Raw genomic sequence first — 15843 nt, 5'->3', positions numbered from 1 at the left:
TCACAATATCTGCCATTCCGCGCACAGGACAACGAATTGCAGGTCGCCATCAATCCAGCGTTCGCCGGAATCGCGTCACCGCGATGGTCATGGCAACCAGCACCAGCACACACAGGGCGATGGCATCGTATTGCAGGTTTTCCAGCGATGCGCCCTTGAGCATGATCGCGCGGACGATGCGAATGTAGTGGGTGAGCGGCAGCGCCTCGCCAATCCACTGCGCCCACACCGGCATGCCGGCGAACGGAAACATGAAGCCGGACAGAAGAATATTCGGCAGAAAGAACATCATCGACATCTGCATGGCCTGAAGCTGGTTCTGCGCGATGGTCGAGAACGTGTAACCGATCGACAGATTGGCCGCGATGAACAACGTCGAGAGCACCGCCAGCATGGTCAGGCTGCCGAGAATCGGCACCTGAAACAGGAAGTAGCCGATCCCGATGATGATCGTTGCCTGCAGAAAGCCGACCAGCACGTAGGGAATGATCTTGCCGAGCATCACCTCCACCGGAGTGATCGGCATGGCAAGCAGGTTTTCCATCGTGCCCCGCTCGATCTCGCGGGTGACGGACAGCGCGGTGAAGATCAGCATGGTCATGGTCAGGATCGTGCCGACAAGCCCCGGCACGATATTGAGCCGCGATTCCGCCGCCGGATTGTACCGAGCATGGGCGCGGATCTCGAACGGCATCTCCGGCGGATCGCCGACTTGCAGATCGTGCTTGAGCGCCGATTGCACCACTTGCCCCAACGCACCGAGCGCCGAGCCCGATGCCACCGGATCGGTCGCATCTGCAGCCACTAGCAGTGCCGGCTTGTCGCCGCGGCGAACTCCGCGCTCGAAGCCGCGCGGGATTTCAACACCGAACAACACCTTGCCGGATTCCAGCAGGCTGTCGAATTCGGCAACGGTATGAACCTCGCGGGTGAAGCGGAAGTACGCGGTATTCTGAAGCGCCTTGAGGATCGATCGCCCGAGATCGCTATCCTCCTGCAACAGCACGGCCGTCGGCAGATGGCGTGGCGTGGTGTTGATGGCATAGCCGAACAACAGGAGTTGCATGATCGGCAGCATCACAATCATCGCGAACGAAACGCGGTCACGGCCCAGTTGCAGAAACTCCTTGACCAGCATCGCGTAGGTGCGCCGCCAGAAGCCGCGTGCGCCGCCATTGTTCGTTTCAGTTGCGCTCATTGGAAATTATCCTTCGCGCGGCCCATCAGCTCGATGAAGACATCTTCGAGCGACGGTTCTGATTTCTGCCACGCAGTTTCGCCGCCGGACTTGTAAGGCGCGACCGCGTCTTCGAGCGCGGCAGCGTCGCGACCGGAAACATGCAGACTTGTGCCGAACGGCGCGACCATGTCCACACCAGGCTTGCCGGTCAGATCGGCAGTCAGCTTGTTCAGCCCCTCGCCCGTTACGGTGTAGGTCGTCAACGCCGACTTGGCGATGACCTCTTCGACGGTGCCGTGCACCAGAAGATTCCCGTAGGCGATATACGCGATCTCGTGACAGCGCTCCGCTTCGTCCATGTAGTGGGTCGAAACGAGCACGGTCAGACCTTCCGCCGCGAGCGCGTGAATCTCGTTCCAGAACTCGCGCCGCGCCTTGGGATCGACGCCCGCAGTCGGCTCGTCGAGCAACAGCAGTTGCGGGCTTGGCAAGGTGCAGGCACCCAGCGCAAGCCGCTGCTTCCAGCCGCCGGACAGTTCTCCGGCGAGTTGCTCCTCACGCCCCGTCAACCCGATGCGCTTGATCATTTCGCGCGCCGCACCGCGCGGATCCGGCACACCATAGAGCCGCGCGACAAATTCCAGGTTCTCGCGTACCGACAGGTCCTGATAAAGGCTGAAGCGCTGGGTCATGTAGCCCACGTGCCGCTTGATCTTGTCGGCCTCGCGCCGGATATCGTAGCCGAGGCACGTCCCCTCGCCGCTGTCGGGCGTCAACAGGCCGCACAGCATCCGAATGGTCGTGGTCTTGCCGGAGCCGTTGGGACCGAGAAAGCCGTAGATCGAGCCGCGCTTCACCTGCACTGACAGGTCATGCACCACCTCGCGGCCATTGAACGACTTCGACAGGCCGTTGACCTCGATCGCGATGTCTGACTGTGCGATGTCGCTGCTCACGGCGTCTTGCCATTGGTGAGGATGCTGACCGGCTGACCGACACGCAGGCTGTCCGGCTTGTTCGGCCGCGCCTGGATCAGATAGACCAGCTTCGATCGTTCATTGAGGCTGTAGATCACCGGCGGCGTGTATTCCGCCGTGGTAGCGATGAAGTAGACCTTCGCCGCAATGTTGCCTGGGCAGCCATCGCACGTCACCCGCACGTCGTCGCCGACCTTGATCTTCGGCAATTCGGGCTCCGGCACGAAGAAGCGCACCTTCATGTTGCCGGGCGGCAGGATCGAGATCACGGGACGCTGCGCCGCAACGGTTTCACCTTCGCGAAAGTAGATCTGCTGAATCGTGCCGGCGATGGGGGCCTTCATCCGCCTGCGTGCCAGCTTGGTCTGCGATGTGTTCACGCGCGCTTCGGCGACACGAAGATTCGCCAGCGCCGAATCGTAATTCGCCTGCGTGCCTGAGCCTGTCTTGCTCAGGGTCGCCGCACGCTCATAGGCCTGCTTTGCGTTGGCGAGCGTCGCATTGCTCTGGTTCAGATCGGCCTGCTGGAGATCGTCATCCACCGCATAAAGCGGCGCGCCGACCTCGACATGATCGCCCTCGCGGACGTTGAGCTTGACGACGCGCCCTTGCTCATCCGGACTTACGAAAATCATGTCGGCTTCGACCCACCCCTGATAGCCGGGATTTTTGGAATCCCAGCATCCGGCGAGCGATCCAGCGGCGAGCAACAGCGCGACAGCCCGCGCAACGCTTCGCGACGCAATCATGTCGCTCTCCCTTCAAAAATCAGATCGAGATGAACCCGCAGCATCGCGGCAACATCGAGCGGCGCCTGCTTGCCGAAAAGACCTTGCCAGATCACGGTAACAATCATCGGCCCGACCAGAAGCTGCGGAAACTCCGCCAGCCCCGGATTGCGGATTTCGCCGCGCGCGATGCCGTATTCGATCAGCTTGCGCATCCCGGCGATGCCGTGCGCGACCACCTCGCGGTAATAGAATTCGGCAAGCTGCGGAAAGCGCGTGCCTTCGGAAATAATCATCCGCACAATGTCGGCGCGTTTTGTACCGATGACTTCGCGGGCGAACGTCTCGGCCAGCGCTTCCATCGCGGCGCGTGCCGATCCCCCTCCCACTCCAATTGGAGGATTTGCGATCCGCACGATCAGCGGGCCGAGCGCGGTGCGCACCAGTTCCTGAAACAGCGCTTCCTTGTCCTTGAAGTGCAGATAGATCGTACCCTTGGCGACGCCAGCGCGTTTGGCCACGTCATCGAGGCGGGTCGCGGCAAAGCCTTTCGCGGTGAACTCATCGAGACCGGCAGCCACAATCGCGGCGCGGCGCTCTGTCGCGCCGACGGCGCGCTTCGATGGACGCGGGTGCGCGGCGCGGTCGGCAGGCGCACGCGCTTTGGTGCCGCGCGCGGGCTTGTCTTTGACGGGACGGGTGTCGATCAACGGGAGTTTTGCCATGCATCTAAATATGACTGACTGGTCAGTCATATTCAATGACGAAAATTGACGCACCTTAAGCCCCTGATTTACTGATATTATTTAGAGTAATTCAACGAGCCGTAGTGATGTCAGAAAGCTCAGCCTTTGGCGTCGCAGGCCCAGGCGCGGATGACGCATTCCTTGCCGCCGAATGCGTAGCACTTCTTCATCGCTTCATTGAGCGCGCTCGAAATGCGCGGCGCGACGGCGTAGCCGTGCGGGCCGCAAGGCTTGGTCATGTCGAGAGACAGCGCGGCACACGCACGTTTCATGGTCACGGCAGTGCAATCGCCCTTGCATTGCTTGAGAGCAGCCGCGCGCGCAGCCTGCTCGGCCGGATAGTCGAATGCCTGGCCATAAGCGCCGCACTTGCCGATCGCCAGCGCGCCGGCTGCGGAAGCCGGAGTAGCAGCGAGATGGGCGGCAAAAGCTGAAACCAAAGCGACAATAAAAAACGCGCGAACCTGCGCGACGGTACGGTCGAACAAAATCCCCTCCCCCGAGGCCTAACGGAGTAACTCTAAGCAGGAGGGCGTTTCAACTTGGTGAACGAAACGGAAAGGGCGTGCGGCTGATCTCTACCCGCGGCGCGCGTCAGCGAGCATTTCCGGCGTGTCGATGTCGAGGAATGCGCTTTTACCTTCGACTTCGACCTCGGCCACCGCTTCCGCGTGCTGCGCGATCAGGTGGCGCGCGCCGATGTCGCCATCAAGCGTCATCAATTCTGGGAAAAATCTCCGCGACCACAACACCGGATTACCGCGCCGTCCACCGGCCACCGGCACCACAATCAGCGAGCCGCGATCGGGCGCGAAAGCATCGACTAGCCGATCGATCAGTTTCGCGTCGATCAGCGGCATGTCGCCGAGGCACACCATCGCACCATCAGCGGTTTCAGGGACGGCGCCGATGCCCGCTTTCACGGACGTTGCGAGGCCTTCGGCAAAATCCGGATTGCGGGCGAACTCGACTTTCAGTCCCTTCAGCGCGGCCTCGATCTCGAGACTCTGGTGGCCAGTGACGACGATCACCGGCGACGCCTTCGAGGCCAGCGCCTGTTCGGCGACGATCCGCACCAGCTTCTTGCCGCTCAGTTCGGCCAGAAGCTTGTTCGGCCCTCCCATCCGGGTGGAGCGTCCGGCGGCAAGGATGACCGCCGCGACCTTGCGATTGCCGTCGGCCTCGATCGGCACGCGAGGCTGCGGCCGTGTCACGATTTCCATCAACAGGCCACCGACGCCCATGCCGGTGACATCCGCGCGGGTGACCGGAAGCCCGGCCAGCAGGCGCATCAGAATCCAGTCGAAGCCGTTTTCCTTCGGCGAGCGCGCGCAGCCCGGCGCGCCGAGCACCGGCGAATTCCCGACCTTGCCGATCAGCATCAGATTGCCGGGATCAACCGGCATGCCGAAGTGTTCAACCGCGCCGCCGATCAGTTCGATCGCGGCCGGGATCACGTCGCGCCGGTCGGCAATCGCGGATGCACCGAACACCAGCACCAGTTCCGCACCGAGCCCGAGCAATTCGTCGATAGCCGGCGCAAGCGCGCTTTCGTCGTGCGGAACGCGACGTTCGCCGATGATGCGAGCACCGGTCGGCGCGAGACGTTCTTCGGTGACGCGCAAGGTCTTTTCGATCACCTTCGGGGCCAGCCCCGGCAGCATGGTGGAGACGATACCGACGCGCTGGATCGTGAACGGCGCGACCCGCATCCGCCCCGCGCTGGCGGCAACGACCGCAGCGTCGCGCAGCTTTGCCTCCACGCCGAACGGAATGATCTTGACGGTGGCGATCATTTCACCGGCAACCACCGGCTTGAACGCGGAGAGCGTCGCGAAGGTGATCGCTTCATCCACCCGGTTGATACGATCGACGGCATCGCGATCGACCACCAGCACACCGGCTTCCGCCGCAAACAGATTCGCGCGGCCGGTAAAGGCGCGCTCGACGTTGACACCCTCGCCCGCCACCGCCGCAGCGATGCTGGCAGCAGCCTCATCCTCGGACACATCGTCCTTGTCGAGGCGCGCGACGACGATTTCCTTCACACCCGCCTGCTTCAGCGCAGCGATTTCCGGCGCGCCTATCACAGTGCCTTTCTTGAGAACGAGCGATCCCTGACGAATTGCGTGAACGGTGACGCCGCCAAGGCCGTCTTCAGGCGTAACAGGACCGAACTTCATGCCGCTGACTTCGTCTTGAGCGGCGCATCGGCGGGAAGCCGCAGCCGCGCGGTGATCTCTGCCATGATGGCCACCGCGATCTCCGACGGGGACACCGCACCGATATTGAGGCCGATGGGGGCGTGAATTCGCGCAAGGCTATCATCGCTCGCGCCCTGCGCCTTCAGCCGGTCCACGCGCTTGGCATGGGTTTTCCGTGAGCCGAGCGCACCGATGTAGAAACAGTCGCGTTCGAGCGCATGCAGCAATGCCGGATCGTCGATCTTGGGATCGTGGGTCAACGCGACGAAGGCCGTGTAGCGGTCGATGTTGAGCGGCGGCAATGCGACATCGGGCCAGTCCGCGAACAGAGGCACATCCGGAAAACGTTCCGGCGACGCAAAGGCTGTGCGCGGATCGATCACATACACATCGTAATCCAGCGATTGCGCCAACGGCGCCAGCGCCTGGCTGATATGAACCGCGCCGATAATGACGAGGCGCGCGGTCGGTGCGTAGACATTGAGAAACAGCTTCTTGCCGTCGCTTTCGATCATGCCGCTCTTGCCCATGCGCAAGTGCCTGTCGAGCTCTTCATGCAGCGGATCGTTTGCGATGCTCGCAGCCTTGATCAATCGCTGATCGCCAGTCACGACGTCGGTCACAACGATCACGGCCCGGCGCGCCGCGCGCTCGGCGTTCAGTTCGGCCAGCGTATTCTGTTTCAAGAGTTGCCCACCTTCTCGACAAACACACGAATGGTGCCGCCGCATGATAGCCCGACGTTCCAGGCGGTTTCATCGGCGACACCGAACTCCAGCATCTTCGGCTTGCCGCTGGCGATGACGTCGAGCGCCTCGGTAACCACCGCGCCCTCGACGCACCCGCCGGACACGGAGCCGAGGAACGTCCCGTCATCGTTGATGACAAGGCTCGACCCCGCCGGGCGCGGCGCGGAGCCCCAAGTCTCAACCACCGTGGCGATAGCCACGCCATGGCCGGACTTCGTCCAGGTCTCGGCGGCTTTCAGAATGTCTTCGTCGCGGTTGAGCATGGCGTGTGTCCTCAGGCTGCGGAGCGGGAGTCGATACGCCGGGGCGGCTGACTGGACGACAGCGCGGCGATCAATCCCTCCATCGACTTCAAGTTATGTACGGGACGGAATTCATCAACATGCGGCAGCATCATTTTGATGCCCTGCGCCTTGGCCTCAAAACCCTCGAAGCGTAGCAGCGGGTTGAGCCAGATCAGGCGGCGGCACGACCGGTGAAGCCGGTCCATCTCGAATTCCAGCCGGGAATCCGCCTCGCGCTCCAGCCCATCCGAGATCAGGAGCACCGTGGCGCCCTGCCCGAGCACACGCCGGCCCCACAGGTTATTGAAATTATGCAGCGAAGTCGCGATCCGCGTCCCGCCGGCCCAGTCCTCGACACTCGACGAACAGGCGGCCAGCGCCTCGTCCGGATCGCGCGCCCGCAAGGCGCGCGTCACATTGGTCAGCCGGGTGCCGAACAGAAATACAGAAACGCGTTTGCGCGCATCAGTGATCGCGTGGAGAAATTGCAGGAACAGCCGGGTATAGTCGGTCATCGAACCGGAAATATCGAGCAGCGCCACAATGGGCGCCGGCTTGTCGATGCGCCCGAGTCGCTGGAATTTCACGATCTCGCCGCCGGTGCGGAGACTCCCGCGCAACGTGCGCCGCAAATCGAGCCGCTGGCCTCGCGCGTCGGGCTTGAAGCGCCGTGTACGCAATTCAGCCTGCGGCAATTTCATCTGTGCGATGGCGCGCGTCACCTCGGCGATCTCGGCAGCACTCATCTGCGCGAAGTCCTTGCGCTGCAAGACCTCGCGATCGGAGACCGAGAGCTGGACGTCCTTCTCCTCAATCTCCGGGCCCTCAATATTGCGGCTCTGGGAGAATGCTTCCTGAACCCGCCGCGAGGCCGGTGGCGGAGGCTTCTGCGCTTCGGGCGGCAGCGGGACCGAGTCGAGCATGCTTTCCGTGCCTTCGGCGCGGCGGAAGAACAGATCGAACGCCTGTGCAAATATCAGTGCGTGCTCGTGACGTTTGACGAAGATCGATTTGAGCGTCGTGAACAGATCGGCGCGGTTGCCGATGTCGATCAGCCGCATCGCCTTCAGCGCATCGATCACCGCACCCGGCCCGATCGGCAGACCGGCGACGCGCAGCGCGCGTGCAAAGCCGACGACATTGTCCGCGATCAATCCGGCCGCTGGGGTCTCTATGTCATCTGGCATGACGATTCCCGGATCGTGTTCAGGCCGCCGGATCGTTGACGGCTTCCTTGATCACCTTGTCGAGCGCAGGCCCCTGCATGCGTCCGATGTCGTCCTGATACTTCAGCAGCGCGCCGAGCGTATCGCCCACCACCTGCGGCGTCAGTGAGCGTGCGTCGAGCTCGGTCAGTGCGGTCGCCCAGTCGATGGTCTCGGCCACACCCGGCACCTTGAACAAATCCTGCTCGCGCAATGCCTGCACGAAGCCGACCACCTGCTGCGACAGCTTCGCGCCGATGTTCGGCACGCGCGACTTGACGATAGCCAGTTCGCGTTCAGCGTTGGGATAATCGACCCAGTGATACAGGCAGCGGCGCTTGAGCGCGTCGTGGATTTCGCGGGTACGGTTCGAAGTCACGATCACGATGGGCGCTTGCGGCGCTTTCACCGTACCGAACTCCGGGATCGTCACCTGGAAGTCGCTGAGAATTTCCAGCAAATAAGCCTCGAAGGCTTCATCCGCGCGATCGAGTTCGTCAATCAGCAGCACCGGCGGCCCGGCGACATCCGGCTCCAGGGCCTGAAGCAGCGGACGTTTGATCAGATATTTTTCCGCAAAGACGTCTGCGGACAACTGCTCGCGGTCGGTTTCCCCACTGGCCTCGGCCAGACGAATGGCGATCATCTGCGCCGCACTGTTCCACTCATACACCGCGGATGCGACGTCGAGACCTTCATAGCATTGCAGACGGATCAGCTTGCGCCCGAGCGCTGTGCTCAGAACCTTGGCGATCTCGGTCTTGCCGACGCCCGCCTCGCCTTCAAGAAACAGCGGACGACCCATCTTGAGCGACAGATAGACCACCGTCGCGAGCGAGCGCTCCGCGAGATAGCCGCGGCTGGTGAGCAGATCGAGCGTTGCATCGACCGATGCGGGAATTTTGCTCATGCTCACACCGACTCCAAACTCAAGTCTTGGCGGTCGCGGCTTCCACAGCCCGGCGCGCAAGCACGCCGATGAGATGCGCGCGATACTCGGCGCTGCCGTGAATGTCGCTGTTGAGGCCGTCGGCGGATACCGTCAGCCCGTCGAGCGATTTCGGCGAGAATCGCTTCTTCAGCGCCTCCTCGAATTCCGTTGCACGGAACACGCCGTCCCCGCCCGCGCCGGTCACCGCGACACGGACATCCGACGGACGTCTTGCGACGAACACGCCCACCAGCGCGTAGCGCGAAGCCTGATTCCGGAATTTCTGATACGCGGCCTTCTTCGGCAGCGGAAACATCACGCGGGTAATGATCTCGTCCGGCTCAAGCGCTGTGGTGAACAGGCCCTGGAAGAATTCCTCCGGCTTCAGCCGGCGCTTGTTGGTGACGATGGTCGCGCCAAGCGCCGTGACCGCCGCCGGATAATCCGCGGTGGGATCGTTGTTCGCGAGCGAACCGCCAATGGTACCCTTGTGGCGAACGGCCGGATCGCCGATCAGACCGGCAAGCTCCGCAAGCGCGGGAATGGCCTCGCCGACAATGCTGGAGTTCGCGACTTCAGCATGGGTCGCGGTCGCGCCGATCACCAGGTTGCGCCCCTTCATCTCGATGCCGTTGAGGCCTTCGATGTGGCTGAGATCGACCAGATGCGGCGGGCTGGCGAGCCGCTGCTTCATCACAGGCACCAGCGTATGGCCGCCGGCGATCAGCTTGGCGTCTTCATTCTTGACGAGAAGATTGGCGGCCTGCCGCACAGTCCCCGGACGATGATACTTAAAGTCGTACATGAGCTGTCCTTCGGGAAGTCGTCGATTACGCGAGATCGGATTTGGCCATCGCCTTGGCGCCGGCCGCGATCGACAGCACAATGTTCTGGTAACCGGTGCAGCGGCACAGATTTCCTTCAAGCTCTTCGCGGATGACATGATCGCTGAGGTCATGCCCCTTGCGGTGCACGAGATCGACCGCAGTCATGATCATGCCGGGCGTACAGAAGCCGCACTGCAGACCATGATGTTCGCGGAACGCCTCCTGCATCGGATGCAGCGGCGCGCCGTCGGCAGCAAGGCCCTCGATGGTCGTCACATTATGACCGTCCGCCATCACCGCCAGCGTTGTGCAGGACTTCACCGCCTTGCCGTCGAGATGGACGACGCAGGCCCCGCACTGCGAGGTGTCGCAGCCGACGTGGGTCCCGGTCAGACGAAGATGCTCGCGCAAGAACTGGACGAGCAGCGTGCGCGAATCGACCTTACCCGTCACAGGATTGCCGTTCACGATCAGTGAAATCTTGGCCATCAACACTCTCTTGTTTTCGGCTTGGCGCCCAAGGCCCAGACACAAGGCTTGGACACAAGTTTCGCCGCGCCGCATGGCGCGGCGCAAAACGCGTTTAAAATGGTTCCAAATTCATAATATGGGCCATTGCGGCAATGAGCAACCTCACCGCCCCGCGCTTCCGGACAAGAAGGCTTGATTTGTGCGGGGAGCTGATATGCCCAAACGGCCTCAGGCCGCCTTCACTGCGTCTGCGAATTTCGCGAAGAATTCATCGGCCAGCTTCTTGGCCGCGCCGTTGATCAGGCGCTGACCGAGCTGTGCCAGCTTGCCGCCGATCTGGGCCTCGACATTATAGCTCAGCAGCGTGCCGCCATCCTTTTCCGCCAGCGCTACCGTGGCCCCGCCCTTGGCGAATCCGGCGACGCCGCCCTCGCCTTCGCCGGAGATCTTGTAGCTGTTCGGTGGATCGAAATCGCTCAGGGTGACCTTGCCCTTGAAGCGTGCGGACACCGGCCCGACCTTCATCTTGGCGACGGCCTGAAATTGGTTGTCCCCGGCCCGCTCCAATTCCTCGCAGCCTGGAATGCAGGCTTTCAGAATGGCCGGATCGTTGAGCTTTTCCCAGACCACTTCACGAGAAGCAGGAAGCTGCACCTCACCCGTCATCGTCATTGCCATGTGCAAACCTCCTTCATTCGATAGCCGCATCCCGCGGCCCCTGCCGGTCTCAATTAGGATACAGCGTCCGCAAAAGAAAGGGTACCGTACGGGAAGGAGCGTTGCAAAAACATCGAACAGCAACCCCCGTCGTGTTGCAGTGCTTTCGGCGAGGGTATCGCGCTATTGGCAGGCGTCGGAGCCTTGGATAGGGTCCGCGCATCATGAGTTCATCACTACCTCCCCTGCTCGCACCTTTGCTGTCGAGCGCCGCCATGCGCACTGTGTGCGACGATGAAGTGTATCTGCAGCATATGCTGGACTTTGAGCATGCCCTTGCGCGCGCCGAAGCAGCGGTCGGCATCATTCCCGCCAGCGCCGTCGTCAGCATCGCGAAAGCCTGCCATGCCGAATCGTTCGACCGCGTGGCGCTTGCCGAGGCTGCGGTTCACGCTGGAAATCTCGCCATTCCGCTGGTGAAAATGCTGACCGCGAAAGTCGCCGACGCGGATCCTTCCGCCGCGCGCTATGTGCATTGGGGCGCAACCAGCCAGGACGTGATCGACACTGCGACGATGCTGGGCCTGCGCGCGGCGATCAACGCGCTGATTGTCGATCTCGACCGTGCAATCACGGGGTTTGCCCGGATGGCCCTCCGGCATCGCGAAACGGCAGTGGTTGCGCGCACATGGCTGCAGCACGCCCTGCCGATGCCATTCGGACTGAAGCTGGCGGAGTACGCGGCTGCACTGCATCGTTCGCGCAGGCGCCTGAAGCGATTGCGCGGTGAAACGCTGGCCCTGCAGTTCGGCGGCGCCGCCGGAACGCTTGCCGCTCTCGGCGACAAGGGTCTCAAGGTTGCCGAACAACTTGCCCAGGAATTGTCGCTGCCGCTGCCGGATGCGCCGTGGCATACGCATCGCGACCGAATCGCGGATGTGGCGTCAGCCCTGGCCATTCTCACAGGCACCTGCGGCAAAATCGCCCGCGACGTATCCCTGATGATGCAGACCGATGTCGCGGAAGCGTTCGAGCCTGCGGGCAAAGGCCGCGGCGGCTCGTCGACGATGCCGCACAAGCGCAACCCCGTGGCGGCGGCAAGGGTTCTGGCGGCGGCGACGATGGCGCCGAATCTTGCGGCGACGATATTCGCTGCGCAGATTCAGGATCATGAACGCAGCGCCGGCCCCTGGCATGCCGAGTGGCCGACATTACCGACGCTGCAACTGGTGACCTCGGGAGCGCTCTCCGCTATTGCCGAGATTGCAGAGGGCCTCGAAGTCGATGCCGCGCGGATGCGCGCCAATCTCGACACGACCCAGGGTCTCGTCATGGCCGAGGCCGTAGCGATGGCGCTGGCGGAAAAGATCGGCAAAGGCGAAGCCCATCTCATCGTCGAGGCCGCGAGCCGCAGGGCTATCGAAACCCGGCAGCATCTGCGCAGCGTTCTCGCGGAAGATACCCGCGTCACCACCCACATCGACACCGGTACGCTCGAAAGCCTGTTCGACCCGATGGCCTATCAGGGTGTCGCGCAAACGCTGATCGACCGGCTGCTGGCGTCGCTGGACAGCGAATAACAACAAGACGTCACGGAGAATACACATGCCTATGATCGACGCCGACGGATGCATGCTCAATGTCTCGGTGGAGGGGCGCGACGGCGGACCCACGATCATGCTGTCGAATTCGCTCGGCGCGACCATGCAGATGTGGGAGCCGCAAATGGCTGCACTGACGAAGCTCTATCGCGTCGTCCGTTATGACCGCCGCGGCCACGGAAAATCCGGCGTTCCGGCCGGGCCCTATTCGATGGAGCGTTTTGGCAAGGACGTGCTGACGATCCTCGACGACCTCAACATCGAGCGGGTGCACTGGTGCGGACTGTCGATGGGCGGCATGGTCGGCCAGTGGCTGGGGGCGAACGCGCCGGAGCGCATCGACAGGATGATCCTCGCCAATACGTCCTGCTATTATCCCGATCCGACCAACTGGCTGAACCGCATCAAGGCGGTCAACGACGGTGGCCTCGCGGCAATCGCCGACGCTGTGATGGCGGCCTGGCTGACCGAGGATTACCGTGACCGCGAACCGCAGATCACGGCCCGCATGAAGGCGATGCTGATGGCAACACCCGTGCAGGGCTACGTCGCCTGCTGCGAGGCCCTGAGCAAGCTCGATCAACGCGACCTGCTCCCGCAGATCAAGACGCCGACGCTGGTGATCGCGGGCCGCCACGATATGGCGACGCCGGTTGAAGCCAGTGTCTTTATTCGCAGCCACATCCCTAACGCGAGCATGACCCTGCTCGATGCGGCGCATATCTCCAACATCGAACAGTCGCACAACTTCACCGAAGCCGTGGTCGGCTTCCTGACCCAGCGCTGAGAACACCTCATGGACGACGATCAACGCCGCGATCAGGGAACGGCCCAGCGACGCAAGGTGCTCGGCAACGCATGGGTCGACAAATCCGCGGCGGGCAGGAATTCATTCAACGCCGACTTCCTCGATCTCATCACGCGCTATGCTTGGGGCGAGATCTGGACGCGTCCGCATTTCGACGAGCGGACGCGCCGTGTCCTTGTGATCGGCACCATGGTGGCGCTTGGGCAATGGGACGAATTTCGCCTGCATGTCCGCGCGGCGTTAAGCGAAGGCGGATTCACGCCGGACGACATCAAGGAAATCCTGTTGCAGCAGGCGATCTATTGCGGTGTCCCCGCGGCTAACCATGCGGTCAAGGAAGCCGCCAGCGTGGTTCAGGAATTGGGGTTACTCGACAAGTAGTTGTAATTCGGCGCAGCCTGCACCGACGCCTCGGTTTTCCGCTCCGCCGCAGGATCGGTGTCGATGATCAGCAGGATCGCGGCGCCGATCAGCAACAAGGATTCGCTGGCGTGAAGACGCAACGCCGCCAGTTCGCCGACCTTCGAGGCGGCAATCAGGCCTGCCATGCTGATGAACGCCCCAACCCCCAACGCGAAAGCAAGCGCCTCGTCGGCTCCGCCCTTGTTGCGGATCGCAGCACGGATGACCAGCAGCAGGAAAACAAGGAAGAATGCGGCGACCGTAATCTTGCAGAGTGCAATCATCCACGCGAGACGGATCGTGCCCATCGCGGAAAGGCTGAGATAATCGCTGACATACATTGCGGCAGCTATATTGGTGCGGTCGTAAAAGCCGCGGATCGGCGAAATCCAGATCTTCATCGCCGAAATGGTCCATGACGGGATGAAGTAACACGCCAGAAGCACGCCGTTGAACGTGCTGATCCGCCAATCCTTCGACATGCCGCCTGCCCCTGACTTGAGGAACATGGCGTCCGAAACCAAGGCTTCGATGTCATGCTCCCGCCAAAGCCGCGCCGTCGGGCGCCGCACCGGCGGAGCTAACTCCGCTCAAACGTGAGCGGCAATTTAAACCATTCCTTAACCTTAACGGCGCGGCCGGAGCTGTGGACAACCAGAGCGGATCGGCGCGCCGCAAAGAAAGTCCCGCCTTCCGGCGGGATTCCCTCTTCTATCGGATGGCTCAGGTCCCGAACCGGGAACCAAGCTCATCCTGCAAACTAGTGCCCGCCCTTCTGGCTCTGCTGACCCTGCTGGTCGGGCTTTCCGGCTTGGATCTACTGCTGGCCGGGCTTCTGCCCGCCGCCCTGCTGACCCGGCTTCTGACTCGGGTTCTGGCTGGCCCGGGTTCTGGTTCGGATTGTTCTGATTGCCCACGTTGGCACCTCCATTGTTGAACATGGAGCCAACCGACGGCATCTCCATCGGCTGCGAAGGAACCCCAGTTCCGGCGTGGTCTTTTCGCGGCAGCGAAATGTTGGGTGGATGACGACCGGAAGCCGCACCCAGTACGGTTGCCGCCCTCAGTTCCCGCTGTTAGAAAATGGGACGACGCGACGATCCGGCTGCCGGAGCCTTCGACGTGTCGATCGCTTTGCTCAAACACGGCAGCCCATGGATTACTTTGCCCAGCAACTCATCAACGGATTGGTGCTCGGCTCAATCTATGGCCTGATCGCGATCGGTTACACGATGGTGTACGGCATCGTGGGCATGATCAATTTCGCCCACGGCGATATCTTCATGATCGGCGGCTTCATCGCCCTCATCACCTTTCTCATCCTGGTTTCGATCGGCCTCACCACGGTTCCCGTCATCCTGCTTCTGGTGCTGCTGGTCGCAATGGCGATCACGGCGCTTTACGGCTGGACCGTCGAGCGGATCGCTTATCGTCCGCTGCGGCAATCGTTTCGCCTGGCGCCGATGCTGTCCGCCATCGGCATGTCGTTTGTCCTGACCAACTACGCGCAGGTGTCGCAGGGCGCACGCGTCAAGCCCGTGCCGCCGGTGATCACGGGCGGTCATACGCTGTTCGAAAACGACGGCTTCGTGGTGCGGCTGTCGAACATCCAGATCATCGTCGTCATCACCACGATTATCCTGCTTGCGGTCTTCTCATGGCTTGTGGCACGCACACGGCTCGGCCGCGACATGCGCGCCTGCGAGCAGGACCAGACCATGGCCTCGCTGCTCGGCGTGGACGTCGACCGCACTATCTCAATGACGTTCGTGATCGGTGCTGCGCTCGCCGCCGTCGCGGGCATGATGTACCTGCTCTATTACGGCGTGGTCGATTTCTTCATGGGCTTCGTCGCCGGCATCAAGGCGTTCACCGCCGCCGTGCTCGGCGGCATCGGCTCGCTCCCCGGCGCGATGCTGGGCGGACTTCTGATCGGCCTGATCGAGACCTTCTGGGCCGCCTACTTCACCTCCGAATACAAGGACGTTGCGGCGTTCTCGATTCTCATCGTCGTCCTTATTTTTCTTCCGACCGGTCTGCTGGGCCGTCCGGAAGTCGAAAAAGTCTGAGAGG

The 15843-nt window shown here is 62.3% G+C and carries 18 protein-coding genes; 4 read left to right on the top strand and 14 right to left on the bottom strand.

Features of this window, described 5'->3' with window-relative positions; all coding sequences use genetic code 11:
* Positions 1-49: 49 nt before the first annotated feature.
* From YH63_RS14710 to YH63_RS14650, 13 genes are all read right to left on the bottom strand, one after another.
* On the bottom strand, positions 50-1198 hold the full coding sequence (locus tag YH63_RS14710) for an ABC transporter permease (protein ID WP_046826945.1): 1149 nt from the start codon (positions 1196-1198) through the stop codon (positions 50-52).
* Positions 1195-2136 carry an ABC transporter ATP-binding protein gene (locus tag YH63_RS14705; protein ID WP_046826946.1) on the bottom strand — a complete coding sequence of 314 codons (942 nt, stop codon included), beginning with the start codon at positions 2134-2136 and terminating at the stop codon, positions 1195-1197. Before YH63_RS14705 ends, YH63_RS14710 begins: the two co-directional genes overlap by 4 nt.
* On the bottom strand, positions 2133-2906 hold the full coding sequence (locus YH63_RS14700) for an HlyD family secretion protein (RefSeq protein ID WP_046826947.1): 774 nt from the start codon (positions 2904-2906) through the stop codon (positions 2133-2135). The genes YH63_RS14705 and YH63_RS14700 overlap by 4 nt, the downstream gene beginning before the upstream one ends.
* Complete coding sequence (locus tag YH63_RS14695) at positions 2903-3610, bottom strand: TetR/AcrR family transcriptional regulator (protein WP_046826948.1); 708 nt, start codon at positions 3608-3610, stop codon at positions 2903-2905. The genes YH63_RS14700 and YH63_RS14695 overlap by 4 nt, the downstream gene beginning before the upstream one ends.
* Before the next feature lie 119 nt (positions 3611-3729).
* Complete coding sequence (locus tag YH63_RS14690; protein WP_046826949.1) at positions 3730-4119, bottom strand: DUF4189 domain-containing protein; 390 nt, start codon at positions 4117-4119, stop codon at positions 3730-3732.
* Positions 4120-4209: 90 nt separating this feature from the next.
* Positions 4210-5814 (bottom strand): NTP transferase domain-containing protein, encoded by a 1605-nt coding sequence (locus YH63_RS14685; protein WP_046826950.1) that lies wholly within the window; start codon positions 5812-5814, stop codon positions 4210-4212.
* Positions 5811-6521, bottom strand: coding sequence for an XdhC family protein (locus YH63_RS14680; protein WP_046826951.1), 711 nt, complete (start codon positions 6519-6521; stop codon positions 5811-5813). The genes YH63_RS14685 and YH63_RS14680 overlap by 4 nt, the downstream gene beginning before the upstream one ends.
* Complete coding sequence (locus tag YH63_RS14675) at positions 6518-6847, bottom strand: XdhC family protein (RefSeq protein WP_046826952.1); 330 nt, start codon at positions 6845-6847, stop codon at positions 6518-6520. The genes YH63_RS14680 and YH63_RS14675 overlap by 4 nt, the downstream gene beginning before the upstream one ends.
* An 11-nt stretch (positions 6848-6858) precedes the next feature.
* On the bottom strand, positions 6859-8055 hold the full coding sequence (locus tag YH63_RS14670; protein WP_046826953.1) for a vWA domain-containing protein: 1197 nt from the start codon (positions 8053-8055) through the stop codon (positions 6859-6861).
* 19 nt (positions 8056-8074) lie between these two features.
* Positions 8075-8983: an AAA family ATPase gene (locus YH63_RS14665; RefSeq protein WP_046826954.1), complete on the bottom strand. Its 909-nt coding sequence runs from the start codon at positions 8981-8983 to the stop codon at positions 8075-8077.
* Between the two features lie 19 nt (positions 8984-9002).
* The gene (locus tag YH63_RS14660) at positions 9003-9809 is read right to left on the bottom strand and encodes an FAD binding domain-containing protein (RefSeq protein ID WP_046826955.1); all 807 of its coding nucleotides are present in this window, start codon (positions 9807-9809) and stop codon (positions 9003-9005) included.
* Positions 9810-9834: 25 nt separating this feature from the next.
* On the bottom strand, positions 9835-10320 hold the full coding sequence (locus YH63_RS14655) for a (2Fe-2S)-binding protein (RefSeq protein ID WP_046826956.1): 486 nt from the start codon (positions 10318-10320) through the stop codon (positions 9835-9837).
* A gap of 210 nt (positions 10321-10530) precedes the next feature.
* Complete coding sequence (locus YH63_RS14650) at positions 10531-10980, bottom strand: SRPBCC family protein (RefSeq protein WP_046826957.1); 450 nt, start codon at positions 10978-10980, stop codon at positions 10531-10533.
* A 203-nt stretch (positions 10981-11183) separates the two neighbouring features.
* Between YH63_RS14650 and YH63_RS14645 the strand changes: the two genes are divergently transcribed.
* From YH63_RS14645 to YH63_RS21650, 3 genes are read left to right on the top strand one after another with little or no spacing between them, the layout of a single operon-like run.
* Positions 11184-12539: a 3-carboxy-cis,cis-muconate cycloisomerase gene (locus tag YH63_RS14645; protein WP_046826958.1), complete on the top strand. Its 1356-nt coding sequence runs from the start codon at positions 11184-11186 to the stop codon at positions 12537-12539.
* A gap of 25 nt (positions 12540-12564) precedes the next feature.
* A complete protein-coding gene (gene pcaD / locus YH63_RS14640; protein ID WP_046826959.1) occupies positions 12565-13347 on the top strand; it encodes a 3-oxoadipate enol-lactonase in 783 nt (260 codons plus the stop codon).
* A gap of 9 nt (positions 13348-13356) precedes the next feature.
* On the top strand, positions 13357-13749 hold the full coding sequence (locus YH63_RS21650) for a carboxymuconolactone decarboxylase family protein (RefSeq protein ID WP_046826960.1): 393 nt from the start codon (positions 13357-13359) through the stop codon (positions 13747-13749).
* Here the strand turns inward: YH63_RS21650 and YH63_RS14635 are convergent.
* Complete coding sequence (locus YH63_RS14635) at positions 13722-14252, bottom strand: hypothetical protein (RefSeq protein ID WP_046829496.1); 531 nt, start codon at positions 14250-14252, stop codon at positions 13722-13724. The genes YH63_RS21650 and YH63_RS14635 overlap by 28 nt on opposite strands.
* Before the next feature lie 672 nt (positions 14253-14924).
* On the opposite strand from YH63_RS14635, the gene YH63_RS14630 reads away from it, so the two are divergent.
* Positions 14925-15839, top strand: a complete 915-nt coding sequence (locus YH63_RS14630; RefSeq protein ID WP_046826961.1) for an ABC transporter permease subunit — start codon at positions 14925-14927, stop codon at positions 15837-15839.
* Positions 15840-15843 lie beyond the last annotated feature (4 nt).

Source organism: Afipia massiliensis (assembly GCF_001006325.2).
GTDB lineage: Bacteria > Pseudomonadota > Alphaproteobacteria > Rhizobiales > Xanthobacteraceae > Afipia > Afipia massiliensis_A.
The sequence above is the reverse complement of the archived record's forward strand: the minus strand, read 5'-3'. Positions and strand labels throughout refer to the sequence as shown.